The organism is Phytopseudomonas argentinensis (assembly GCF_900113905.1).
In the GTDB taxonomy this organism is placed as follows: domain Bacteria; phylum Pseudomonadota; class Gammaproteobacteria; order Pseudomonadales; family Pseudomonadaceae; genus Aquipseudomonas; species Aquipseudomonas argentinensis.
Genome location: NZ_FORC01000002.1, coordinates 1,025,004 through 1,049,986 on the forward strand (window position 1 = coordinate 1,025,004; position 24,983 = coordinate 1,049,986).

A 24,983-nucleotide genomic window follows, 5' to 3' on the forward strand; every position below is an offset into this window, starting at 1 on the left:
CTTAGCGCGGATACAGCGGTGGCAGCCCGCTGGCTTCCCCGCCATTTTCCTGGGTTTTCTCGGCCGGTGGCAGTTCGCCGATGGCCTGCCACAGTTGCTTGCCTTGCCAGTGCTGGCCGGCCTCACTGTACAGCGCGCCGTTGAGGCCATCCATGGCTTCGGACAGGGGCGCGAAGCGTGCCGCCATATCGGCCAGGGTTTCCGGTTGCTGGCGAGCCCAGGCATCCAACGCCTGGCGAGTGGCTTGGCTGTCATTGGCCAGACAGGCGCGCTTGAGGTCGTCAAGCAGGGTGCGCGGGCTGGGGCCGACCTGGGCACTGCGTTGCACAGCCGGCTGGCTGCGCGCATGCCACCAGAGGCCAAAGCCGAGCAGGGTGGTCAGCGCCAACAGCACGGTGCTCAGCTGCCAGGGCCACAGCAGTACCTCATCGGTGCTGCTCGAGCGTGGGCGGGTTTCCACTGGCTGATCGACGCTTAGCGCCGGGTCGGCGGCCACCGTCAGGGTGCGTGCCGGCAGGCTGCTGTGCTCCAGGCGATCCTCGTGGGTGTTCCACCACACCAGGTCCACAGCCGGCAGCTCCAGAGTGCCGGCCTTGCTGGCGACCAGCGCCTCGCGCTCTTCACGGCTGCCGATCACGCCGCGCTCGCTGCTCTCGTTGGTCAGCTGCGGCTGATCCGGGTAGCGCCTGAGGCCTTCCACGTCTGTGGCCGGCAACGGCGGCAGCTGGGCGCTGGACAGCCCGTCGGCCTTGAGCATCAGGCTGCGGGTCAGCGAATCGCCGACCTTGATCTTGCCAGGCTCCGGGCTCCAGGCCTCGGCCAGGCTGAGGGCGCGGGCCGGCAGCCAGGGCGCATCGGCCGGGTAGTCGGCCGGCTTGGCCTTGACCGTCAGGGGGATTTCCGGGGAGCGCACCCGGGTGACCTTGCCGGGGCGCGGGCCGAACGGCGTGTAGCCGTTGCGGCTGCTGCGGTCGGCCAGGGTGGCGCTGAATACCTGGCTGGGGATGGTCAGCTGGCCACTCTTCTGCGGGAAGATGGCGTAGCGCAGCTCGATCACGCCGTGGCGCACGCCGCCGATGTCCTGCTCGTAGGTGCGCGGATCACCCAGGGATTCGACCCGCGCGTCGGCGATTTCCAGCGGCGTGAGGCTGCTGTCGTCGTACAGCGACACCGAGTGATAGATGCGCAGGGTCAGCACGCTCTGCGCCTGCACGTAGACAGTCTCATGATCCAGGCTGGCGTCGATGAACACCGGGGCCATCTGCTCGTCCGCGCTCTGGCTGGCCGATTCCACCACGTGCAGGCTGACGGGCTGGCTCTGCGAATCACCCAGGCGCAGCGGCGGCACCACCACATAACCACTGTGCCGCGGACGCAGGGTGACGATCCAGCGGGTGCTGGCGCGCGCCTGGCCGTCCAGGGTGGTGAGGCGGTTGACCTGGCGCGTACCCAGCACGTCGAACAGCTCGTCGAGCGGCGTCAGGTCGGGCTTGCCGAACTCGGTGGCATCCGTCGATTCGAGGGTCAGGTCGAGGCTTTCGCCCAGCTTCAGCCGGCTGCGGTCGACGCTGGCGGTAAAGTCCTGCGCGCTGGCCTGCCATGCCAGCAAACAGAAAAGCAGGGTGCAGAGCAGGCGGGTCATCGGAGTTGTTCCTGACGCTGTTGCTGTTCATACCAGAACTTGCGGCGCAGCAATTCGCCCGGGTCATCGGGAATCTGCCGCAGCCATTGTTCCAGAGCCTGGCGCCGCTCGCCATCGAGCGGCGTATCAGCTTCGGGTGCCGCTTTTTCAGGTGGCGCGTTCTGCGCCGGCTCGGCCTTGTCCGCAGGTTCACCTTCGCCGGCTGGGTCCGGTTGCGGCTGATCCTGCTCGGGAGGCTGCTGCTCCTGGGCAGTTGACGGCTGGCCCTGGCCTTTCTGCTGGTCTTCACTTGCGGCCGAGGATTGGCCGGGTGGCTGCTGCCCATCAGGCTTGTCTTCGGGCTGCTGATCCTCGTCGCCATCCGGCTGCTCGGCCTGCTGTTGGCGCTGGCGCAGCAGCTCCTCGACCAGGGCCTTGTTCTTGGCCGCCTGCTGCAGCTGCGGGTCGATTTCCAGGGCCCGTTCGTAGGCATCTATGGCCGCTTCCAGCTCGTTGCTGCGGGCCAGGGCGTTGCCGCGGTTATAGAGCGAGGGTGCGCTATCGTCCTTGGCGAACTGTTCGGCCGCCGCCGCGTAGTCGCCCGCTTCGTAGAGCGCCAGGCCGCGCCAGTGCGGATCCTCGAAGCGCTCGGCGGCCTCCTTGGGGCGCCCGGCTTCGAGCAGGCGCTGGCCCTGCTGGTCGGTGCGCAGCCAGAGGTCGTCGAAGCTCATGGCCATGCCGGTCTGCGGTGTGCCGAGTAGCAGCAGCGGCAGGCACAGCAGCCAGCCACGGCGCCCAGCGCAGGCGGCCAGCAGCAACAGCGGCAGGAGCAGCCAGTAACCCTGGTCGGCCCAGTTGCGCAGTTGCGTCTTGTGGCCGTTGTCGCGCAGTTGCGACGGGCCGTCGAGCAGACCTAGGCTGCGCAGGTCGCGATCGTCGAGGCTGACGCTGCGGTACTGCCCCTTGAGACTTGTCGCGAACTGCCGCAGACCGCTGACATCCAGGCGCGGCATGAGGATGGCACCTTGCTCGTCCCTCATGAAGGTGCCGTCTTCCTGGACGATCGGCGCGCCCTCGCTGCTGCCCACGCCAAGGATGCGCAGGCGCTCGCCGCGGTTGCCGAGCAGCCTGGCGATGGCGCTGCGCTCGCCGTCGTCCAGGCTGCTGGTGATCAACAGCAGGCGCCCCTGGCCCTGGGCGCCGCCCTTGAGCAACTCGAGCGCCTTGGCCACCGCCAGGTCGGCGCGCTTGCCGGGTTCGGGCATGATCGAGGGCTTGAGCGCTTCGAGCAGATTGCGGCTGGTGCCCAGGTCATCGGACAGCGGCACCAGGGTGTGGGCGCTGCCGGCGTACACCACGATGGCGGTCTGCGCGTCACCGCGCGCCTGCAGCAGGTCGAGCAGCTTGCGACGGGCCTGGGCCAGGCGGTTGGGCGAGGCGTCGCTGGCCAGCATCTGCGGCGTCAGTTCGAGCATCACTACCAGCGGGTCGGCCGGCTTGAGGTCATTCTGCTCGATGCGTTGCCAGCTGGGGCCGACCAGCGCCAGGGTGGTCAGCAGCCAGGCCAATGCGAGGATGACCAGCGGCAGGCGGCTGCGGCGACCGCGCCCGCCACGCAGCAGCGCGGCGTGAAAGGCAGGCGGCAGCAGCGTCTGCCAGCGGCCGCTGCGGGTTTCCCGGTGCGCCAGCAACCACAGCAGCCAGGCCAGTACCGGCAGTGACAGCAGCCACCAGGGGCGCAGCAGGTGAGGCAGCAAATCGCTCATGAGGTCTTGCGCCCCATTCGTTGCTTGGCGCTTGCCGCCTGCTGGCGCAGCTGTGGCCACAGGCTGCGGATCACCAGCGCCAGGCTCAGCAGCAGGGCAGCCGCCAGCGGCCAGGCATACAGCGCCTGGGCCGGGCGCGCCAGGGTCGGTTGCTGGGCGACCGGTTCGAGGCGGTCGAGGGTCGCTTCGATGCTCTGCAACTCGCGCTGATCACGGGCACGGAAGTATTCGCCGCCGGTGAGTTCGGCGATGGCGCGCAGGCTCGGCTCATCCAGATCCAGGCTCGGGTTCAGGCCGAACGCGGCGAAATTGCCGGCGTGCTGCGGGTCGGAGCCAATGCCGATGGGGTAGATGGTCACGCCTTGCTCGGCGGCCAGGCGGGCGGCGGTCATCGGTTCGATCTGCCCGCCATTGTTGGCACCATCGGTGATCAGCACCAGCACGCGGCTGTCGGCCGGGCGCTGGCGCAGGCGCTTGACCGCCAGGCCGATGGCGTCGCCGATGGCGGTGTTCTGCCCGGCAATGCCGATCACCGCTTCGTCGAGCCAGGTGCGCACCGTTAGCCGGTCGAAGGTCAGCGGCGCCTGCAGGTAGGCCTGGCTGCCGAACAGGATCAAGCCGACGCGGTCGCCGGTGCGGCCATCGATGAATTCGCCGATCAGTTGCTTGACCAGGGTCAGGCGGCTGACGTCCTCGTCTTCCAGGCGCATGTCGGCGTAATCCATGGAGCCCGATACATCCACGGCGATCAGCAGGTCACGCCCGCTGGCCGGCAGTGGCAGGGGCTCGCCGACCCATTCTGGGCGCGCGGCGGCGATCAGCAGCAGCAACCATAGCAGGGCGAAATGCACCTGCTTCTTCCACGGCGGCAACTGCAGGCGGGCACGGCGCCCGGAGAGGTTTTCCAGCTCGCCGAGAAAGCTCACCTGCAGCGCCGCTTCACCGCTGTCGGCAGCCGGCAGCCACAGGCGCAGCAGCCAGGGCAAGGGCGCGAGCAGGAAGATCCACGGCCAGGCGAACTCAAACATGCTTGCGGATCCAGGTGGCGACCGCCTGGTGCAGGCCATCGATGGCCTTGTCGTCCAGGGTGCAGTGCGGTTTGTAGGCGCCCTCGACGAGGATCATCCAGCGCGTCAGCCCGGCTGCCGGGCAACGGTTGTCGAGAAACGCCAGCCAGGCGCGGCTGCTCAAGGTATGGCTGTGGCTGTCCGGGTAGCGCTCGCGGCACAGGCGCTTTAGCAGGCCGTTGAGCTGTTGCAGCCAGGGGCCGGCGGCGGCGCCGTCATAGGGTTTGCTCAGGCGCTGCAATTCCTGCAGGGCCGCCTCGCGCAGCGGATCGAGGGGCTGTTCGACAGCCTGCTTGCGGCGTGGCCGGGGCAACCGCGGCGCCAGGCGCCAGACGGCCCACAGCAGCAGGGGCAACAGCACGGCGAGCAACCACCAGCCGGGCGCCGGCGGCCACCAGCCGATGGCGGTGGGTGCGATCAGCGGCTCGAGCCCGTCCAGCGGGTTCATGCCGACTTACCTGGGCGAAGGTTGTTGAGGTGCTCGTGCAACTGCTCGACCAGCTCCTGTCCGGAGGACAGCGACAGCAGCGGCACGCCGAGCTTGTTCGCCAGGCGCTGCCAACGTGCGCGGCGTGCCTGGGCCTGCTCGCGGTAACTGTGCTGCAGGTTGGCGTCTTCGGTGTCGACGTCGAGCTGGGCATCGCCTTCGCCGAAGCGCAGCAGGCCGGAGGCGGGCAGGGCGTGGTCGAGCGGGTCGCAAATCGGCAGCAGCAAGAGGTCGGTGTGCCGGGCCAGGAGCATCAGCTGCTGTTCGCTGCTGTCGCCCAGGGTGCGCTCGTCGCAAAGGATCACTACCAGGCTGCCAGGGCGCAGCACTTCCCGGGCACGGCGCAGGGCCTGGCCGAAGCTGTCGCGCACCAGCGGCGTATCGGTGGACAGCGCCTGGTTGGCACGGGCCAGGCGGGCGAGCAGTTGCAAGAGGCTCTGCTTGCTGCGCCGCGGTTTGATTTCGTGGTGGTCCTGGCCGCCGAATACCAGGCCGCCGATGCGGTCGTTGTGGCCCAGGGCGGCCCAGCCGATCAGCGCCGCGGCGCGGGCGGCGAGCACCGACTTGAACATCAGGCCGGAGCCGAAGAACAGCTGGCGGCTCTGCTCGACGAGCAGGTAGATGGGCCGTTCGCGCTCTTCGTGGAACAGCTTGGTGTGCGGCTCCTGGGTCCGCGCGGTGACGCGCCAGTCGATGGTCCGTACGTCATCGCCGGGCTGGTAGACCCGCACCTGGTCGAAGTCGACGCCGCGCCCGCGCAGTTTCGAGTGGTGCAGGCCGATCAGCGGACTGCGCCGGCCGGGCGTGGAAAACAGTTGCACCTCGCGCACGCGATGGCGCATGTCGATCAGTTGCTTGAGATCGGTACGGATGCCCGCCTGCAGCTCAGGGTTATCCGCGTGCGGGAGCATCAGGCCACCGCGACCACGTCGAGAATGCGCTGGACCACGCGATCCTGGTCGACGCCCGAGGCCTCGGCCTCGAACGACAGGATGATGCGGTGGCGCAGCACGTCGAACAGCACCGCCTGGATGTCCTCGGGGCTGACGAAGTCGCGGCCGGCCAGCCAGGCGTGGGCGCGCGCGCAGCGGTCCAGGGCGATGGAGCCGCGTGGGCTGGAACCGTGGGCGATCCACTCGGCCAGCTCGGCGTCGAACTTGCCGGGGGTGCGCGAGGCCATCACCAGTTGCACCAGGTATTCCTCCACCGCATCGGCCATATAAAGGCCGAGGATTTCCTTGCGCGCGGCGAAGATCGCCTGCTGGCTGAGGCGGTGATCCGGCTTGGTTTCGCCGTGCAGGGCTTCGCCACGGGCCTGGGCGAGGATCTTGCGTTCCACGCTGGCGTCGGGAAAACCCATCTTCACGTGCATCAGAAAGCGGTCGAGCTGGGCCTCGGGCAGGGGATAGGTGCCTTCCTGCTCGATGGGGTTCTGGGTGGCCATGACCAGAAACAGTGGCGACAGGTCATAGGTGCTGCGGCCCACCGATACCTGGCGCTCGGCCATGGCCTCGAGCAGCGCCGACTGCACCTTGGCCGGGGCCCGGTTGATCTCGTCGGCGAGCACCAGGTTATGGAAGATCGGCCCCTGCTGGAACACGAAGCTGCCGGTTTCCGGGCGATAGATCTCGGTGCCGGTGATGTCGGCAGGCAGCAGGTCGGGGGTGAACTGGATGCGGTGGAACTCGGCTTCGATGCCCTCGGCCAGCTCCTTGATCGCCTTGGTCTTGGCCAGGCCGGGAGCGCCCTCGACCAGCATGTGGCCGTCGGCGAGCAGGGCGATCAGCAGGCGATCGATGAGCTTTTCCTGACCGAGAATCTGGCTGGCGAGAAAGTGGCGAAGAGCGAGCAGCGCGTCTCTGTGTTCCATGGGGCTGTCCAGATACGAATCGCGAGCGACGAACCCCGCTCGTCAGGGCCGCCCATGATAATCGAAGGCAGGGGCGTTAAGCCATGCGAGCCTGCTCGGGTCTGTGACCGGGTTGCCAGCCGCGGCAGTCTGGTGCGCGGCTGGCACGGCCTCAGGCGATGCGGAACTGGTTGGCGCTGTGGTTGAGCGCTTCGACCTGGCGTGACAGGCCCTGGGTGTGCTCGTCCAGGCTCAGGCGCAAGGTCCTGGTCTTGCCGGTGTGCAGGTTGATGCCTTCGACCTTGGCGGCGATCTCCTCGGTGGTGCAGGAAATCTGCTCGATGGCCACCACCACCTGGCTCATTTCCGCGCTCAGGTCCTCCATGGAGCCGGTGATGCCGTCGATGGCCTGGGCGACTTCGGCTGAGCTGCGCTCGCCCTGGGTAGCCAGGCCCAGGCCGCTGCTCATCAGCTGGTCCATCTGCCGGGTCTGCTGGTGCAGCTCGTCGACGATTACCGCGATATCGGTGGTGGCCGCCACGGTCTTCTGGGCCAGAGAACGTACTTCATCGGCGACCACCGAGAAGCCGCGGCCGGCCTCGCCAGCCCGGGCAGCCTCGATGGCGGCGTTGAGGGCCAGCAGGTTGGTCTGGTCGGCCAGGCCGTTGATCACGTCGATAATGCTGGTGACCTTGGTGCTCGACTGGGTGAGGGCGCTGACCTGGGCATGGCTGTCCTGGATCAACTGCGCCAGGTGACGCATGTTGTCGGCGCTGGCATTGATCACCGAGGCGCCGTTGCGCGCCGCCTGATAGGCCGCCTGGGTGGCGTTGCCGACGTCGGTGGTGCGCTGGGCCATCTCGTGGACGGTGGCGGAAATCTGCTGGGAAGCCGAGGCGGCCTGCTCGGTCTGCATTTCCACCTGGCTGCTGTTCTCCTCGAGGCGGCGCATGGCGTCATTGAGGTAGCTGTGCAGCTGGTAGAGCTCCCTGTTGCCGTCGAGCACCTGGCGAATCACCCCGGCGATGCCCTGGGTCATCTGGTTCGAGGCGCTGCCCAGCTGATTGAATTCGTCACGGTGGTTGTGGCCGACGTCGATCCGCGCGGTGAGATTGCCCGCCGCGACCTGGGCGAGCAGGCGGTTGACCCTGTTCAGCTGCGCCATCAGCAGGCGTGAAGCGCGGCCCAGGGTGATCAGCATGAATAGCGAGACCGCCGCGAAGGTCAGCCCCATGACCCAGTTGGCCGTGCTGCGCGCCTGGTCAGCCTGGCGAGTTGCAGTGGCCAGCAGGTTCTGTTGCAGGTAGGTGCACTGGGTTGCGATGCTGTTTTCGATCTTCCGGCCCAGGTCGAGCAGGTGTTTTTCGGTGGCGGCGATGCGCTGGATCATGGCATCCGCAGTGGCGAAATCCGCGCTGTAGGTGGCGACCGCCTTGCCGACCTGACTGTCCTGCCACTCCAGTTCGACGATGCGCGCTTGCAGATCGCCCAGCGCTGCCCGCACCCGCTCGGCATAGGCCCCGTCGAAGGTGGCCAGGTAATCACGCTGGTTGCTCAGTGCTTCGGCGATCGATGCCTGGATCAGGCTGATGCTCACGCGCTCGAGGCCTTTGCCGCTTTCGGCGAGCTTGGCGCGTTGCCCGGTGAATGGCGTCAACCCCAGTTCGTGGGACTGTTCCAGCCAGCTGCGCTGCAGTTGCACGTCTTCCTGCAGCAGCTCGTCGATCTGCCTGGAACTGTTGGTGACGGCATCGTCGTCCAGGTCTGCGGCGCGCTCGGCGTATTGCCGGGAGAGCGCGCTCAACGCGGTCAGGCCGTCCTGAAAGCGCTTCTCATCGTCGGCCGTGAGGCGTCGCCGTTCTGCGCCCAGCTTTAGCCACTGGTTCATCAGGGTGGCCGAGGCACCTGCATAGGCCGTGGCGCTTTCCCTTGCCTGCAGGGCGTTGCCGAGGGTCTGGCTGGCCCAGAAAGAGGCGGCCGTCATCAGTGCCAAGCTGGAGAGGGTAGTGAAGATGAGCAGACGAAACTTCTGCTTCCAGGAGAGGAACAGTGGCATGGGCGGTGTCCGATTGGCTTTATTTTTATTGACGCCAGACTTTAGGCGCTGTGCCACTACGGTGCAAGCAGTTGTATGACATCTGTTGAGATGCTGGCCCCGTGAACGAAAATGTCGCCGCACCGCAAGCGTGCGTTGCGCTTGCCTCGTTAAGCTCGTCGGGCGCCTGTGACCGGCGCGTCATTTACGCATCGGGTAGCGTTTGCAAGTTGCCGGTCTAAGGTTGAACTACGTACGGAAACAATAATCGCACTTACCAAGCCTACAGACGGAGTACAAGCATGGCGTTCTTCACCGCGGCCAGCAAAGCCGACTTTCAGCATCAACTGCAAGCGGCCCTGGCGCAGCACGTCAGTGAGCAGGATCTGCCACAAGTGGCCCTGTTCGCTGAACAGTTCTTTGGCATCATCGCACTCGAAGAGCTGACTCAGCGGCGACTTTCCGACCTCGTTGGCTGCACCCTTTCAGCCTGGCGCCTGCTGGCCCAGTTCGACCCCGCCCAGCCCCAGGTCCGCGTCTTCAACCCCGATTATGAAAAGCACGGCTGGCAGAGCACCCACACCGGCATCGAGGTGCTGCACCCGGATATCCCGTTCCTGGTCGATTCCGTGCGTATCGAACTCAAGCGCCGTGGCTACAGCATCCATACCCTGCAGAACAGCGTGCTCAGCGTGCGCCGCGATGCTCAGGGCGCGCTGCTCGAACTGCTGCCCAAGGGCACCACGGGCGAGGGCATCAGCCTAGAGTCGTTGATGTTCCTGGAGATCAACCGCTGCGCCAGCAACGTCGAGATCAAGTCACTACAGAAGACCCTGCTCGACGTCCTCGAGGAAGTGCGCCTGAGCGTGGCCGACTTCCAGCCGATGAAGGCCAAGGCCCAGGAACTGCTGGGCAAACTGGGTGACGGCACCTTTGGTCATGGCAGCGCCGACCCGGCCGAGCTGGAAGAGATCAAGGTGTTTCTCGCCTGGCTGCAGGACAACCATTTCACCTTTCTCGGTTACGAGGAGTTCACCGTTCACGACGCCGCCGATGGTGGCCACCTGCAGTACGACGAAAGCTCGTTGCTGGGCCTATCCAAGCGCCTGCGCAGCGGCCTGAGCAAGGACGACCTGCATATCGAGCCCTATGCCCTGGCCTATCTGCGCGAGCCGACTCTGCTGTCGTTCGCCAAGGCTGCGCAACCGAGCCGCGTGCACCGCCCGGCCTACCCGGATTTCGTCTCCATCCGCGAGATCGACGCCAGCGGCAAGGTGGTCAAGGAGTGCCGCTTCCTCGGCATCTATACTTCGACCGCCTACAGCGAGAGCGTGCGCGATATCCCCTATATCCGCCGCAAGGTCGCCGAGGTCGAGCAGCGCTCCGGGTTCATTTCCCAGGGCCATCTGAGCAAGGAGCTGGTCAAGGTTCTCGAAGTGCTGCCGCGTGACGACCTGTTCCAGACGCCGGTCGACGAACTGGCCAGCACGGCGCTGTCGATCGTGCAGATCCAGGAACGCAACAAGGTGCGCTTGTTCCTGCGCTTCGATCCCTACGGCCGCTTCGTCTATGCGCTGGCCTATGTGCCGCGCGATATCTATTCCACCGAAACCCGCCTGCGTATCCAGCAGGTGCTGGTCGACCGCCTGCAGGCCAGCGACTGCGAGTTCTGGACCTACTTCTCCGAATCCGTGCTGGCCCGAGTGCAGTTCATCCTGCGCGTGGATCCGAAAAACAAGCTGGACATCGATCCGCAGCAACTCGAGCGCGAAGTCGTACAGGCCTGCCGCTCGTGGACCGACGATTACGCCGCCCTGGCCGTGGAGAACTTCGGCGAAGCCAAGGGCACCCGCGTACTCACCGATTTCCCGAAAAGCTTCCCGGCCGGTTATCGCGAGCGCTTCGCGCCGCACTCGGCGGTGGTCGACATGCAGCACCTGCGCAGCCTCTCCGAAGAGCGCCCGTTGGTGATGAGCTTCTACCAGCCGCTGGTTCCCGGCGAGCGTCAATTGCACTGCAAGCTCTACCACGCCGATACGCCGCTGGCCCTGTCTGACGTGTTGCCGGTGCTGGAAAACCTCGGTCTGCGCGTGCTGGGCGAATTCCCGTATCGCCTGCAGCACCAGAACGGTCGCGAATTCTGGATTCATGACTTCGCCTTCACCTACCCCGAAGGCATCAAGCTCGACATCCAGCAGCTCAACGACACCCTGCAGGATGCCTTCGTACACATCGTGCGCGGTAACGCCGAGAACGACTCCTTCAACCGCCTGGTGCTGACTGCTGGCCTGGCCTGGCGTGACGTGGCGCTGCTGCGCGCTTATGCCCGTTACCTGAAGCAGATTCGCCTGGGCTTCGATCTGGGCTACATCGCCAACACGCTGCTCAATCACGCGGATATCGCCCGCGAGTTGGTGCGCCTGTTCAAGACGCGTTTCTACCTGGCCCGCAAGCTCAGTGCTGATGACCTGAACGACAAGCAGCAGAAGCTCGAACAGGCAATTCTCGGCGCCCTGGACAACGTCGCGGTGCTCAACGAAGACCGCATCCTGCGTCGCTACCTGGACCTGATCAAGGCCACCTTGCGTACCAACTTCTATCAGCCCGACGCCCTGGGCGAGACGAAGAACTACTTCAGCTTCAAGTTCAACCCGAGCGCGATTCCAGAGCTGCCACGGCCGGTGCCGAAGTTCGAGATCTTCGTTTATTCGCCTCGGGTCGAAGGCGTGCACCTGCGCTTCGGCAACGTAGCCCGTGGTGGCCTGCGCTGGTCGGACCGTGAAGAGGACTTCCGTACCGAAGTGCTCGGCCTGGTCAAGGCCCAGCAGGTCAAGAATGCGGTGATCGTGCCGGTCGGCGCCAAGGGCGGCTTCGTGCCGCGCCGTCTGCCGGTGGGTGGTGGCCGCGACGAGATCCAGGCCGAGGCCATCGCCTGCTACCGCATCTTCATCAGTGGTCTGCTAGATATCACCGACAACCTGAAAGAGGGCGAGGTGGCGCCGCCGGCCAACGTGGTGCGCCACGATGCCGATGATCCCTACCTGGTGGTCGCGGCCGACAAGGGCACCGCAACCTTCTCCGACATCGCCAACGGTATCGCCAACGAATACGGCTTCTGGCTCGGCGACGCCTTCGCTTCGGGCGGCTCGGCCGGTTACGACCACAAGGGCATGGGCATCACCGCCAAGGGCGCCTGGGTGTCGGTGCAGCGTCATTTCCGCGAGCGCGGTATCGACGTGCAGAAGGACCTGACCACCGTGATCGGCATCGGCGACATGGCCGGTGACGTGTTCGGTAATGGTCTGCTGCTCTCCGAGTCGCTGCAGCTGGTCGCCGCCTTCAACCACCTGCATATCTTCATCGACCCGAACCCGGATGCGGCGCGCAGTTTCGCCGAGCGCAAGCGCCTGTTCGACCTGCCGCGTTCCAGCTGGGCCGACTACGACGCCTCGCTGATCTCCCAGGGCGGCGGTATCTTCCTGCGCAGTGCCAAGAGCATCACCATCAGCCCGGAAATGAAGGCGCGTTTCGATATCCAGGCCGACAAGCTGGCACCGACCGAGCTGCTCAACGCGCTGCTCAAGGCGCCGGTCGATCTGATCTGGAACGGTGGTATCGGCACCTACGTCAAGTCCAGCCGCGAGAGCCATGCCGACGTCGGCGACAAGGCCAATGACGTGCTGCGCGTCGACGGCCGCGAACTGCGTGCCAAGGTGGTGGGCGAGGGCGGCAACCTGGGCATGACCCAGCTCGGCCGTGTCGAGTACGGCCTCAATGGCGGGGCCAGCAACACCGACTTCATCGACAACGCCGGTGGTGTGGATTGCTCCGACCATGAAGTGAACATCAAGATCCTGCTCAACGAGATCGTCACCGCCGGCGACATGACCGGCAAGCAGCGCAACACCCTGCTGGCCGAGATGACCGAGGACGTGGGCAATCTGGTGCTTGGCAACAACTACAAGCAGACCCAGGCTCTGTCGCTGGCCGAGCGCCGTGCCCGGGAACGCCAGGGCGAGTACAAGCGCCTGATGGCGGCGCTGGAAGCCTCCGGCAAGCTGGATCGCGCCCTGGAGTTCCTGCCCAGCGAGGAAGAACTCAACGAGCGCGCCACCAAAGGCCAGGGGCTCACCCGCCCCGAGCTGTCGGTGCTGATCTCCTACAGCAAGATCGAGCTGCAGGAAGCGCTGATCAAGTCCGATATCGCCGATGACGAGTACCTGTCGCGCGAGATGGAAACCGCCTTCCCGGCGCGCCTGGCCCAGGAGTATGGCGAAGCCATGGGCCGCCACCGCCTCAAGCGCGAGATCGTCAGCACGCAGATCGCCAACGATCTGGTCAACCACATGGGCATCACCTTCGTGCAGCGCCTGAAGGAGTCCACCGGGGTGGGTTCCGCCCAGGTTGCCGCGGCTTATGTGGTGGTACGGGATGTCTTCCACCTGCCGTTCTGGTGGCGGCAGATCGAGGCCCTCGACAACCAGGTGCCGGCCGACCTGCAGCTGACCATGATGGACGAGCTGATGCGCCTGGGCCGTCGCGCCACGCGCTGGTACCTGCGCAGCCGCCGCAATGACCTGGATGCCGCCCGTGATGTCGCTCACCTCGGCCCACGTGTGAAAGCCCTGGCCATGCGTCTGGACGAGCTGCTCGAAGGCCCGGCCCGTGACGAGTGGATGGCGCGCTACCAGACCTACGTCGAAGCCGGTGTGCCGGAACTGTTGTCGCGCGTGGTCGCGGGTACCGGCCACCTGTATACGCTGCTGCCGATCATCGAGTCGGCGGATCTCACCGGCCGCGAGCCGACCGAGGTGGCATCTGCCTACTTCGCGGTGTCCGATGCGCTGGACCTGTCGTGGTACCTGCAGCAGATCAGTGGCCTGAGCGTGGAAAGCAACTGGCAGGCCCTGGCCCGCGAGGCGTTCCGTGACGACCTGGACGCGCAGCAGCGCGCCATCACCGTCTCGGTGCTGCAACTGGCCAACGGCCCGGAGTCGATCGAGGCGCGGGTCGAGATGTGGCTGGAGCAGAACCGTCGACTGGTCGAGCGCTGGAAGGCCATGCTCGCCGAACTGCGTTCGGCCTCGGGCAGCGATTACGCCATGTACGCCGTGGCCAATCGCGAGCTGAGCGACCTGGCGCAAAGTCAGCTGCCGGTACTGCCGGCTTGATCTGAACCAGCCGCTGGAAACAAAAACGCCCCGACCTGTTCGGGGCGTTTTCTTTACTGCGCGGCTGTCATGGCCGATTGATGCGAACCGCCATGGGGGCAGACCGCTTCTGCTGCGCCAGGATGGCGAAACAGACCAGCACGGCCAGGGTCGTGAGCAGCACGGCCGAAGATCCCACTGTGCCGAGATCCAGCCCACCCTTGTCGGTGCTCTTGGTCAGCACATCCCCCAGGGTGGCGCCAAACGGGCGGGTCAATACGAAGGCGGCCCAGAACAATGCCACGCGCGACAGTTGCGTGCGGTAGTAGGCCGCTGCCACCAGCGCCAGCAGGCTGCCGATCAACAAGGCGCCGCCGGCGAAACCCAGGCCCGAATCGTCGGCCAGATAATCGCCCAGTGCCGTACCCAGGGTGTTGGAAACCAGTATCGCTGCCCAGTAGAAAAGCTCTGCGCGGCGCGAAACGATGCGGTCGACTGAAAGGGATTTCTCGCTCAGCTGCCAGCTCAGCAGGATGCCGGTCAGCAGTGCGATGAGAATCATCGAGCCGCTGGCATAGCCGAGGCCGAGGGTGCGGTCCATGAAGTCGGAGATGGTCGTGCCGGCGGTACTGGTCATCAGAATGACTGTCCAGTAGAGGGCCGGTTTGTAGCGACGGGTGCTCAGTTGCCCGAGCAAGGCGAGGAGGAACAGACTGATCAGCAGCAGGGAGCTCAGTGCATAGCCGATGTTAAGTGTCATGGACAGCAGATCGCCTGCTGTCTCGCCGAGGGTCGTGGCGCAAATCTTCATGACCCAAAATGCCAATGTGATCTGTGGGAGCTTGTTCATAGCGGCCTCGCTCGGTCCGAGGAATTCGGACATGAGGCCACTGTGCGGCGGTAGGCGTCATGCTGGCGTCAACAAACAATAAAAATTGCGTGAAGCGCCATGGTCGCCGGGCCGCTTCCCGGCGACTGTGCAATACGCGGCATTGCTGCTGGATGGCGACGCAGGCCGGCCTGGGCATCACCACCAGCAGCGCATGCGCCTCAGGTGCCTGCCGAGCCCCGTGGCTGGCTGGAATTGACCAGGCCCTTGAGCAGCGCCTCGTGGAATCGCTCCGGCTCCTGAATCTGTGGCGAATGGCCGAGGTCCGGGAAGGTCACCAGGGTCGCATCGGGGATGCGCTCGGCGGTCGCCGGGCCCAGCGCCTTGTAGTCTCCCAGCTTGTTGCGCAACGCCTCGGGCGCGGCGTCCTTACCGATGGCGGTATTGTCCTGTTCGCCGATCAGCAACAGCACGGGCATCTGCAAGCGGGAGAACTCGTAGACCACCGGCTGGGTGTAGACCATGTCGTAGGTCAGCGCCGAGTTCCAGGCGACGAGCTGCTTGCCGTCACCGTTGAACATCCCTGCCTGCATGTCGACCCAACGATCGAACTCGGGCCGCCACTGGCCGGCGTAGTAGGTGTTCTTCTGGTAGTTGCGGCTGGCCTCTGCGGTGGTTTTCAGTTCACGCTGGTACCACTGGTCGACGCTCAGGTACGGCACCCCTAGGGTTTTCCAGTCCTCCAGGCCAATCGGGTTGACCATCACCAGTTGCTCGACCTGATCGGGGTAGAGCAGGGCGTAGCGGGTGGCGAGCATGCCACCCATGGAATGGCCCATGACGGTCACCTTGTCGACGCCGATCTGTTCGAGCAGCGCGCGGGTATTGCTGGCCAGTTGCTGGAAGCTGTACTGGTAATGCGCCGGCTTGCTGGATTTGCAGAAGCCGACCTGATCCGCCGCCACCACGCGGTAACCCGCCGCGGTCAGCGCCTTGATGCTGCCTTCCCAGGTCGCCGCGCAAAAGTTCTTGCCGTGCATCAGCAGTACGGTGCGGCCATTGGCCTTTTCCGGCTGCACGTCCATGTAGGCCATCTGCAAGGCGTTGCCTTGGGATTCGAAATTGAAGCGTTTGACTTCATGGGGGTAGTCGAAACCTTGCAGCTCGGCGCCATAGCGCGGTGTATCGGCGAGGGCAGGCAGGCTGCCTGCGATCAGCAAAGAAGCGAGGGCAATGCGCACGGCGATGCTCCAGACAAAGAGGGGAGCAAAGACTGACCTCTTACCGGTGCGCGCATCCAAACGAAGTGGTTACAAAACCTGTCGGTCAGCTCAGCTCGCGCAGGTATTGCAGCATGTCCGGTGCCCCGGCCTGCAGCAGGCCTTCGCCCAGTGCGCAGGCCTGCGGGGAATGCTTGGGCAGCAACAGGAATTCGGGTGAGCCCGGCGTGCGCAGCAGGTTCAGGCGCGCATAGGGCACCTCGTGCTCCATCAGCAACTGCATGAAGCTGGCATCGCTCCAGGCCGCGCAGGGCATCGCCAGGGCGTGGTAGCGCTGCTCCAGATCATGCAGGCCATCGAGGCTGATGCGGTAGTCGGTGATGTGCGCCGGCAGGGTGATGTCCAGCCCGCGCAGCCGAGCATATGCCACCGCGCTGGCGAAGGCGGCGGGGTTGGATTCGCCGGCCCAGAACAGGCGCTCGCCGCGCCACTGGGCGCGGAACAGTTCGAGGCGCTGGTGGGGATAATCGGGCAACGCCTTGCCCAGGTGCTTGAGGAAGTCGCGATAGCTGATGATGCGGATCTGCCGGCAGGCTTCGCTGGTCGCGTAATCCTCCAGACTGGCGTAGCTGCCATCGCAATGCACCAGGCTGTCGACCTGGCGCAGGTCGAACTGCGCCAGGTCGTGGTGCTCGACTTCGATAAGCTGGATCAGCGCAGCGTGGGCTTCGGCCTTGTCCTCCTGCACGGGCCCGGACAGCGCGCTACGCGGTAGATCCTTGAGGCGCTGCAGGGGCGGGCCGCCCAGCCAGCAGATGTTGTCGGCAAAAGTGGGAATGGCGCGGAACGGCAGTTGCAACTGGCTGGCGCGTTCAAAGATCGGCTTGCAGCCACGGCCAAGCAGGCCAACGCGCTGAGCCAGGGCGGCCAGGCGTGAGGAGAGAGGGCTGGGCGGTTCAGGCAGGCTCATGGCAGCTCGCGTACGTCGGTGTGCCTGGCGCAGTGTGGCAGAGGCGGCAGCGACTTGCATCACTCGCCAAGCACAATGTCCGTCGAGTGGCCGAAATGCCACGGCCTCGCGGGTGCAGCGCCCGACGCTGTGGCAGAATCCGTTCATTCATCTGCAAGGAGCCTCCATGGCCAGTCTGGTTTTCGATATCTCGCTACCCGCAGACCGCCTGCAGGCGATCTATCAGGGGCGGGCCAACCGCATACAGGCGGTTAGCCGCGATGGTCGACGGGTCAGCATTCCGGCCCATCATTTCCGGATGTTTCTGACCCATGCCGGCATCCATGGTTCCTTCGAGCTGCAATTCAACGATGCCGGTGAGCTGCTCAGCCTGCGGCGCTTGCCCTGAGAACCTGTTCATAATCTTCAGGCCAGGTTCGTCGATTTTGGCAGCTAAGTGGCGGTAGCGGCCGTTCGCGATCTCGCGGGAGGGGCTTCAGCCCCGAGCTCTTTAAACCTAGTCAGGCACAATCGAGGCTAAAGCGGATCGCCGCCCGGCCTCTCCCACAAAAACTCTGCTCACCGACCGCTTCTGCCTTGTAGATGCCGGTTCTTGCGTATCTAGCTCGCGAGATCGTGAACAGCCCCTAATCCTCGCTACGCGGGCGCTTGGCCGGCTATAATTCGCGCCTTCGATTTCGCCACTGCCGAGCTAAGCCTGCCCATGTACAACCTGGCCCGCGAGCTGCTGTTCAAACTGTCCCCGGAAACTTCCCACGAGCTGTCCATCGACCTGATCGGCGCCGCTGGCCGCCTGGGTCTGGCCGGGCGCTTGTGCAAGGCGCCGAGCAGCCTGCCGGTGACGGTGATGGGGCTGCAGTTCGCCAACCCGGTGGGCCTGGCAGCAGGCCTGGACAAGAACGGCGACGCCATTGACGGCTTCGCCGGGCTTGGCTTCGGTTTCGTCGAGATCGGCACCGTGACGCCGCGCCCGCAGCCAGGCAATCCCAAGCCGCGCCTGTTCCGCCTGCCGCAGGCGGAGGCGATCATCAATCGCATGGGCTTCAACAACCATGGCGTCGACCACCTGCTGGCCCGCGTGCAGGCGGCGAAGTATCGCGGCGTACTGGGCATCAATATCGGCAAGAACTTCGATACACCGGTCGAGCGGGCGGTGGACGATTACCTGATCTGCCTGGACAAGGTCTACGCCCACGCCAGCTACATTACCGTCAACGTCAGCTCGCCAAACACGCCGGGTCTTCGCAGTCTGCAGTTTGGCGATTCACTCAGGCAACTGCTCGATGCCCTGCACAAGCGCCAGAACGAACTGGCCCTGAGCTACGGCCGTCGCGTGCCCCTGGCGATCAAGATCGCCCCGGACATGAGCGACGAGGAAACCGTGCAAGTCGCCGCCGCGCTGCTGGAAAGCGGCATGGATGCGGTGATTGCCACCAACACCACGTTGAGTCGCGAGGGGGTCGAGAACCTGGCGTTCGCCAATGAAGCCGGCGGGCTTTCCGGTGCGCCGGTGCGGGACAAGAGCACCCACACAGTCCGCGTGCTGGCAGGTGAATTGCGCGGGCGGCTGCCGATCATTGCCGTCGGCGGTATTACCGAAGGCCGCCATGCCGCCGAGAAGATAGCGGCGGGCGCGAGCCTGGTGCAGATCTATTCGGGCTTCATCTACAAGGGACCGGCGTTGATTCGCGAGGCGGTGGACGCCATCGCCGCAGCACGTCGTTGAATCACTGGCAATAAAAAGGGCTCCCTGAGGGAGCCCCTGGGCTTGCGCCCGCCGCTCGGATGGAGCGTGCTTGGTGAAGTCGGTAGGTCCTTGGCTTTAGCCGACAGCGCGAAGTTCGTTGAGTCGATGGATACCGGCAGTGCCGGTCAAACCGTCCCAGTTGTCACCGCGGCCTTCACGCCAGCCATTGAGCCAGGCTTGACGCACGGACGGAAGAGTGAAAGGACACAGCTCGCGGGATTTACCACTGATACCGTACTGATAGCCGCGCAAAAATGCTTTTTCTAACGGATCACGCTTTAGTCTTCTCATAGGGTGTAGCCCTCACTTGTTGACTGTTATGTCCCGTAGACCTCTAGAAGGTCAGGCAGAAGGTCTGCCGTTGGAGTCCGCTGCCGGCGTCGCGAGCCTCCTGTGCCATCGTCGTTGCAACGACGGCCTGGGTAGATTTCTATCGAATGCACGGTGCCCTGTGAATGATCGATTTGTCATAAGGACGTAACGCTTTTGAGGGTGAGGCCATAAGGTTTCTGGCCAGATAGCACGGAGGTAGCTGGAACCCCCGCCATTGGCGGCTCACATAGCGGTTGCCGGTGTTTTGCCATCGTGAATGGCTATCGATTGCACCTGCTAATTATTCGGACGAAGGGTCGCATTGCGACTTCTTGTCACTTATTTTCGGTTGCTCCCCATTGGGCCAACCCATTACTGCCTGCGGGCACTGGATCTATGATGTCGGACCAAAACGAACTCTTCCTCACTTGTCCCAAGGGCCTCGAAGGCTTGTTGCTCGAGGAAGCCAAAGCGCTGGGCCTGGACGAGGCCCGCGAGCACACCTCGGCGATTCGCGGCGTTGCCAGCATGGAAACGGCCTATCGGCTGTGCCTGTGGTCGCGCCTGGCCAACCGCGTGTTGCTGGTGCTGGCGCGTTTCCCGGTGCGCGATGCCGAGAGCCTTTACGAGGGCGTGTTGAATGTCGACTGGTTCGAGCATCTGGAGCCGAGCGGCTCCCTGGCGGTGGAGTTCAGTGGCCATGGCTCGGGCATCGACAACACCCATTTCGGCGCGCTGAAGGTCAAGGACGCCATTGTCGACAAGCTGCGTCAGGCCGATGGCACGCGCCCCTCGGTGGACAAGCTCAACCCCGATCTGCGCGTACACCTGCGTCTGGACCGTGGCGAGGCGATCCTTTCCCTCGACCTGTCAGGCCATAGCCTGCATCAACGTGGCTACCGCTTGCAGCAGGGCGCCGCGCCGCTGAAGGAAAACCTCGCCGCTGCCGTACTGATCCGTGCCGGCTGGCCGCGCATCGCCGCCGAGGGCGGCGCCCTGGCCGACCCGATGTGCGGCGTGGGCACCTTTCTGGTCGAGGCGGCGATGATCGCCGCCGATATCGCACCCAACCTGACACGCGAGCAGTGGGGCTTCAGCAACTGGCTCGGTCATGTGCCGGCCACCTGGAATCGTCTGCGTGCCGAGGCCGAGGAGCGTGCCGCAGCGGGATTGGCCAAGCCACCGCTGTGGATTCGCGGTTACGAGGCCGACCCGCGGCTGATCCAGCCGGCGCGCAACAACATCGATCGTGCCGGCCTGAGCGACTGGATCAAGGTCTATCAGGGCGAAGTGGCGACCTTCGAGCCGCGTCCGGATCAGAACCAGAAAGGCCTGGTGATCAGCAACCCGCCCTATGGCGAGCGCCTGGGCGACGAAGCGAGCCTGCTGTACCTCTATCAGAATCTCGGGGAGCGCCTGCGCCAGGCCTGTATGGGCTGGGAGGCGGCGGTGTTCACCGGGGCGCCCGACCTGGGCAAGCGCATGGGTATTCGCAGCCACAAGCAGTACTCGTTCTGGAACGGCGCATTGCCGTGCAAGCTGCTGCTGATCAAGGTGCAGCCCGAGCAGTTCGTCACCGGCGAGCGGCGCACGCCCGAGCAGCGTGAGCGCGAACGTGAGCAGAACGAGCTGCAGGCCGAGGCACCAAAGCTCAACCGCAACGGCAATCCGATCAAGCCCGCGCCGGCACCGGTTGAGCAGGCGCGCCTGAGCGAGGGCGGGCAGATGTTCGCCAACCGCCTGCAGAAGAACCTCAAGCAGCTTGGCAAGTGGGCACGTCGCGAAGGCGTCGACTGTTACCGCCTGTACGACGCCGACATGCCCGAGTACGCCCTGGCCGTGGACCTGTATCACGACTGGGTGCACGTGCAGGAGTACGCCGCGCCGCGCTCCATCGACCCGGAAAAGGCCCAGGCCCGGCTGTTCGACGCCCTGGCCGCGATTCCCCAGGCGTTGGGTATCGACAAGAGCAAGGTGGTGATCAAGCGCCGCGAGCGGCAGAGCGGCACCAAGCAGTACGAACGCCAGGCGGCCCAGGGGCAGTTCATGGAGGTCAAGGAGGGCGGCATCAAGCTGCTGGTCAACCTTACCGACTACCTGGATACCGGCTTGTTTCTCGACCACCGCCCGCTACGCCTGCGCATCCAGAAGGAGGCGGCTGGCAAGCGCTTTCTCAACCTGTTCTGCTACACCGCCACGGCATCCGTGCATGCGGCCAAGGGCGGTGCGCGCAGCACCACCAGCGTCGACCTGTCGAAGACCTACCTGGACTGGGCACGGCGCAACCTGTCGCTCAATGGTTTCTCGGACAAGAACCGCCTGGAGCAGGGCGATGTGATGAGCTGGCTGGCCGAGGACCGTGGCGAATACGAGCTGATCTTCATCGACCCGCCGACCTTCTCCAACTCCAAGCGCATGGAAGGGGTGTTCGACGTGCAGCGTGATCACGTCCAGTTGCTGGACATGGCCATGGCGCGTCTGGCGCCGGGCGGCGTGCTGTATTTCTCCAACAACTTCCGCAAGTTCGCCCTCGACGAGCAGTTGCCGGCGCGTTATCGGGTCGAGGAGATCACTGGCGAAACCATCGATCCGGACTTTGCGCGCAATGCCAAGATCCACCGTGCCTGGAAGGTGATGGCCAAGTAACTCGGCTCAGTGTCGGTAGCCTGGGTCGAGCGTAGCGACACCCAGGTTGTGCCCTGGATGCCGCTGCTTTCAGCCTGCCTTTAGCGTTTCGGCTGTTTATAGAGGTCGAGCAGCACCTGATCGAGGATCACCGAGGCGCCCCAGGGTTTCGGATCGTTGAGGATGGCCACCACGGCCCAGCTGTTGCCGTTGCTGTCGCGGCTGAAGCCGGCAATGGCCCGCACGTTGTTCAGGGTGCCGGTCTTGATGTGCGCCTGGCCGGCCATCGGCGTGTTGCGCAGGCGTTTGCGCATGGTGCCATCCAGCGCGACGATCGGCATCGAGCTGATGAACTCGGCGGCGTAGGGGCTCTTCCAGGCCGCTTCCAGAATGCGCCCCATTTCCCGGGCGCTGAGGCGTTCCGCACGCGACAGCCCCGAGCCGTTTTCCATGACCAGTTGCGGCGCGGTGATGCCCTTGCGCGCCAACCAGGCGCGGATCACCCGCTGCGCAGCGTGGGCATCGTCGATGTCCGCCTCGTTGCGGTTCTGCGCGCCGATGCTGAGAAACAGCTGGCGGGCCATGGTGTTGTTACTGTACTTGTTGATGTCGCGGATGATCTCCACCAGATCCGGCGAGAAGGCGCGGGCCAGCAAGGTCGCGCTCTTGGGCACTTCGGCCTGGCGGTCCTTGCCCATGATGCTGCCGCCCAGCTCACCGAAGATAGCCCGTACCGCGCCGGCGGCATAGGCCGGGTGATCGAGCAGCGACAGGTAGGTCTGGGCGCTGCAGCCGTCGGTCAACTGGCCGGTGACGATTACTCGGGTGCCGTCGAACTCCTTGACCGGGTTGTAGCGCACGTCGGGCCAGGCCGGGCATTTGCCGGCCTTGAGCACCTTGATCTGGTTGTCCAGTTTCAGGCCGGCCAGCGGCGGTTCGGCAGCCACGGTGACCTTGCCGTTCTCGGCCCGGGCGATAAAGCGCAGCGCCTTGAGGTTGACCAGCAGCGAATCGGGAGTGACCAGATAGGGCTTGTTGGCATCGCCGCCATCATCATTGAAGGCCGGCAGATCCGGCTGCACGAAGTGCGTGCGGTCGAGCACCAGGTCGCCCGTGACCTGGCGCACGCCATTGGCGCGCAGGTCACGCAGCATCAGCCAAAGCTTTTCCATGTTCAGCTTGGGGTCACCGCCACCCTTGAGGTAGAGGTTGCCATTGAGCACGCCGTCCTTGAGCTGGCCATCGGTATAGAACTCGGTCTTCCACTGGAAGGTCGGGCCGAGTATTTCCAGCGCGGCAAAGGTCGTCAGCAGCTTCATGGTCGAGGCCGGGTTGACCGACACGTCGGCGTTGAAGACGGTGCCAGTGCCCTGACCGTTGAGCGGCAAGGTCACCACCGACAGTGACTGCTGGCCGATCTTGTTGGCCTTGAGGCTCTTGGCGACGCTTTCCGGGAGGTTGGCGCTGGGGGCAGCATGGCCAGGCAGGGCGGTGGGCAGGATGAGGCAGGCGAGGGCCAGAGGGCGGAGGATGCGCAACCTCCGCACGGCGGGTACAACGGAAAATCGCATTACGAGCTCCCACAGCGGTTTGGGACAATGCCGCGCATTATGCCCCATGACCGTACCGGCAAGGGCTGTGATCGCGGGATTTTGTGGCCGGTGATCGGTTGCCGGCCTCCGCCGTTCAGATCGGCGGCAGCGCAGGGTGATTTTTCGTCGTCTGGCGGGCATCCCCGCCACTAAACTGGTAGAGTGCCGCGCGTTATCACTCTGCAAGGATCTATACCCATGGCTACCAATCGTTCCCGTCGTCTGCGCAAGAAACTCTGTGTTGACGAGTTTCAGGAGCTGGGCTTCGAGCTGAACCTGAACTTCAAGGAAGACCTGAGCGATGAAGCGGTCGACGCCTTCCTCGATGCCTTTCTGAGCGACGCGATGAACGCCAACGGCCTGGGCTATGTTGGCGGCGACGACTACGGCCTGGTGTGCCTGGCCAAGCGTGGCTCGGTCAGCGAAGAGCAGCGCGCAGCTGTGGAAGCCTGGCTAAAGGGCCGTTCCGAGCTGGTCGATTTCAGCGTCAGCCCGCTGCTCGACGTGTGGTACCCGGAAAAAGAGATCAACTCGGCTTCCTGATCCACAAAGGGCCTCGTTCGAGGCCCTTTTCTTTTCTGCCGCGCCGCACTGTGCCGGTCACTCGTCGCTCCCCACCTTGGCTTCCGCTTGCTGCGTCGGCGCCTGCTGATCCGTTGCCATGGCGCGCTGCCGGGTGGCGTTGCGGTTCTCCAGCCACTGGCGCAGGCCATGCATCAGCAGGGCGATGAACAGGGTCAGCAGGATACCCAGGGTGACGTTGAACAATCGCACTTGCGGCAGGTGCCAGTCCTTGGCCAGGCTCTCGGCCAGGAGCACGAAGCACACCGTCGTCTGCAGCACGAACAGGCCGTAGTGGTTGGCCTGCAAGGCGCGGCTGAGCATGATCAGCGGCAACATGATGGCGACCATCATCGGTGGGCTCTGCAGGCTATGGCCGAACAGGATGAGCAGACCGGCGGCGGTAAGGCTGGCCATGCTCGCCTGCAATGCCCGCACCAGGCTGCCCCTGAACTCCAGCTGCAAGGTGGTGACCACGGCCAGGGTCAGCCAGTAGCCACGCTGCAGGTGCGCCATGTTGACGATCAAGCCGGCCATTGACACTGCCAGCGTACAGCCCAGGGCGTACAGGCCCCATTGCTGGCGAGACTGACGCCCGGCGTGGCGACGCAGCACCTTGAGCAGGCTTATCAGTCGCGGCATGTACGGCCACATGCGCAGGCCATGCAGGCCGCGCAGGCCGAATGCCAGCAGCATCACCCACAGCCCGCCAAGCATGAACAGCATGGCGATGGCATTGGGGTTGTTGAGCATGCTGCTGCCGTGCTGGCCTTGCCCCAGGCACAGGCATACCGTCAGGCCGATGCCGAGCTTGCCGGCCTCGGTGCCATAACGCTGCAGCCACGCCAGCAACAACCCGAAACCGGCGAACAGCGACAGGCTGATCAGCGGATGGGTGGCCGACCAGAAGCCCAGCCCGGCACTACAGGCGCCCAGACCGGTGAGCAGCAGCATGCGCAGCATGCCAAAGCGGTGCAGCGGATTGGCCTGGGCAGCCTGGAAGGCGCCGACCGATGCCCACAGGAACCCTGGGTGGGCGCTGAACAAACCAAGCAGCAGTGGTAGCGCGCAACCCAGGCCGGCGACCACGGCCGGCCCCCAGGCGGGTGGCCCGGCGTGCCAGCTGAACAGCTGCCTGAATACCTGGCGCAT

18 protein-coding genes are annotated in these 24,983 nt (G+C 65.0%); 5 read left to right on the plus strand and 13 right to left on the minus strand.

What is annotated here, in order from left to right; genetic code table 11:
* Window position 1: 1 nt before the first annotated feature.
* From BM154_RS13175 to BM154_RS13205, 7 genes are all read right to left on the minus strand, one after another.
* Window positions 2-1,642, minus strand: coding sequence for a BatD family protein (locus BM154_RS13175; RefSeq protein ID WP_074884455.1), 1,641 nt, complete (start codon window positions 1,640-1,642; stop codon window positions 2-4).
* The gene (locus BM154_RS13180) at window positions 1,639-3,387 is read right to left on the minus strand and encodes a VWA domain-containing protein (protein ID WP_074884458.1); all 1,749 of its coding nucleotides are present in this window, start codon (window positions 3,385-3,387) and stop codon (window positions 1,639-1,641) included. Before BM154_RS13180 ends, BM154_RS13175 begins: the two co-directional genes overlap by 4 nt.
* Complete coding sequence (locus BM154_RS13185) at window positions 3,384-4,415, minus strand: vWA domain-containing protein (protein ID WP_074884460.1); 1,032 nt, start codon at window positions 4,413-4,415, stop codon at window positions 3,384-3,386. Before BM154_RS13185 ends, BM154_RS13180 begins: the two co-directional genes overlap by 4 nt.
* Window positions 4,408-4,902: a DUF4381 domain-containing protein gene (locus BM154_RS13190; RefSeq protein WP_074884464.1), complete on the minus strand. Its 495-nt coding sequence runs from the start codon at window positions 4,900-4,902 to the stop codon at window positions 4,408-4,410. Before BM154_RS13190 ends, BM154_RS13185 begins: the two co-directional genes overlap by 8 nt.
* Entirely contained in the window at window positions 4,899-5,852 is a 954-nt protein-coding gene (locus BM154_RS13195; RefSeq protein WP_074884465.1) for a DUF58 domain-containing protein, read from the minus strand. Before BM154_RS13195 ends, BM154_RS13190 begins: the two co-directional genes overlap by 4 nt.
* Window positions 5,852-6,811 carry an AAA family ATPase gene (locus BM154_RS13200; protein WP_074884468.1) on the minus strand — a complete coding sequence of 320 codons (960 nt, stop codon included), beginning with the start codon at window positions 6,809-6,811 and terminating at the stop codon, window positions 5,852-5,854. The genes BM154_RS13195 and BM154_RS13200 overlap by 1 nt, the downstream gene beginning before the upstream one ends.
* Before the next feature lie 151 nt (window positions 6,812-6,962).
* Window positions 6,963-8,846 carry a methyl-accepting chemotaxis protein gene (locus BM154_RS13205; protein WP_083414567.1) on the minus strand — a complete coding sequence of 628 codons (1,884 nt, stop codon included), beginning with the start codon at window positions 8,844-8,846 and terminating at the stop codon, window positions 6,963-6,965.
* Window positions 8,847-9,127: 281 nt separating this feature from the next.
* On the opposite strand from BM154_RS13205, the gene BM154_RS13210 reads away from it, so the two are divergent.
* Window positions 9,128-13,996 carry an NAD-glutamate dehydrogenase gene (locus BM154_RS13210; RefSeq protein ID WP_074884471.1) on the plus strand — a complete coding sequence of 1,623 codons (4,869 nt, stop codon included), beginning with the start codon at window positions 9,128-9,130 and terminating at the stop codon, window positions 13,994-13,996.
* A gap of 67 nt (window positions 13,997-14,063) precedes the next feature.
* Here BM154_RS13210 and BM154_RS13215 read toward each other — a convergent pair whose 3' ends face one another.
* The 3 genes from BM154_RS13215 to BM154_RS13225 form a co-directional block, all read right to left on the minus strand.
* Window positions 14,064-14,825: a COG4705 family protein gene (locus BM154_RS13215; protein ID WP_074884476.1), complete on the minus strand. Its 762-nt coding sequence runs from the start codon at window positions 14,823-14,825 to the stop codon at window positions 14,064-14,066.
* A 200-nt stretch (window positions 14,826-15,025) separates the two neighbouring features.
* Window positions 15,026-16,045, minus strand: a complete 1,020-nt coding sequence (locus tag BM154_RS13220) for an alpha/beta fold hydrolase (protein ID WP_208609436.1) — start codon at window positions 16,043-16,045, stop codon at window positions 15,026-15,028.
* 85 nt (window positions 16,046-16,130) lie between these two features.
* Window positions 16,131-16,994, minus strand: a complete 864-nt coding sequence (locus BM154_RS13225) for a DUF6685 family protein (protein WP_074884478.1) — start codon at window positions 16,992-16,994, stop codon at window positions 16,131-16,133.
* Between the two features lie 166 nt (window positions 16,995-17,160).
* On the opposite strand from BM154_RS13225, the gene BM154_RS13230 reads away from it, so the two are divergent.
* Together BM154_RS13230 and BM154_RS13235 are read left to right on the plus strand one after the other, a co-directional pair.
* The gene (locus tag BM154_RS13230) at window positions 17,161-17,382 is read left to right on the plus strand and encodes a DUF2835 domain-containing protein (protein WP_074884480.1); all 222 of its coding nucleotides are present in this window, start codon (window positions 17,161-17,163) and stop codon (window positions 17,380-17,382) included.
* A gap of 315 nt (window positions 17,383-17,697) precedes the next feature.
* Window positions 17,698-18,720, plus strand: a complete 1,023-nt coding sequence (locus tag BM154_RS13235) for a quinone-dependent dihydroorotate dehydrogenase (RefSeq protein WP_074884483.1) — start codon at window positions 17,698-17,700, stop codon at window positions 18,718-18,720.
* Between the two features lie 96 nt (window positions 18,721-18,816).
* Here the strand turns inward: BM154_RS13235 and rmf are convergent, their stop codons facing one another.
* Window positions 18,817-19,032: a ribosome modulation factor gene (gene rmf / locus BM154_RS13240; protein ID WP_073268316.1), complete on the minus strand. Its 216-nt coding sequence runs from the start codon at window positions 19,030-19,032 to the stop codon at window positions 18,817-18,819.
* A gap of 420 nt (window positions 19,033-19,452) precedes the next feature.
* Here rmf and rlmKL point away from each other — a divergent pair, with 420 nt between their 5' ends.
* A complete protein-coding gene (gene rlmKL / locus BM154_RS13245; protein ID WP_074884485.1) occupies window positions 19,453-21,699 on the plus strand; it encodes a bifunctional 23S rRNA (guanine(2069)-N(7))-methyltransferase RlmK/23S rRNA (guanine(2445)-N(2))-methyltransferase RlmL in 2,247 nt (748 codons plus the stop codon).
* 80 nt (window positions 21,700-21,779) lie between these two features.
* Here rlmKL and dacB read toward each other — a convergent pair whose 3' ends face one another.
* Window positions 21,780-23,249 (minus strand): D-alanyl-D-alanine carboxypeptidase/D-alanyl-D-alanine endopeptidase, encoded by a 1,470-nt coding sequence (gene dacB, locus BM154_RS13250; RefSeq protein WP_074884487.1) that lies wholly within the window; start codon window positions 23,247-23,249, stop codon window positions 21,780-21,782.
* Window positions 23,250-23,468: 219 nt separating this feature from the next.
* Between dacB and BM154_RS13255 the strand changes: the two genes are divergently transcribed.
* Window positions 23,469-23,813 carry a YggL family protein gene (locus BM154_RS13255; protein WP_013790960.1) on the plus strand — a complete coding sequence of 115 codons (345 nt, stop codon included), beginning with the start codon at window positions 23,469-23,471 and terminating at the stop codon, window positions 23,811-23,813.
* Between the two features lie 57 nt (window positions 23,814-23,870).
* Here BM154_RS13255 and BM154_RS13260 read toward each other — a convergent pair whose 3' ends face one another.
* Window positions 23,871-24,983, minus strand: a complete 1,113-nt coding sequence (locus BM154_RS13260; protein ID WP_074884492.1) for an FUSC family protein — start codon at window positions 24,981-24,983, stop codon at window positions 23,871-23,873.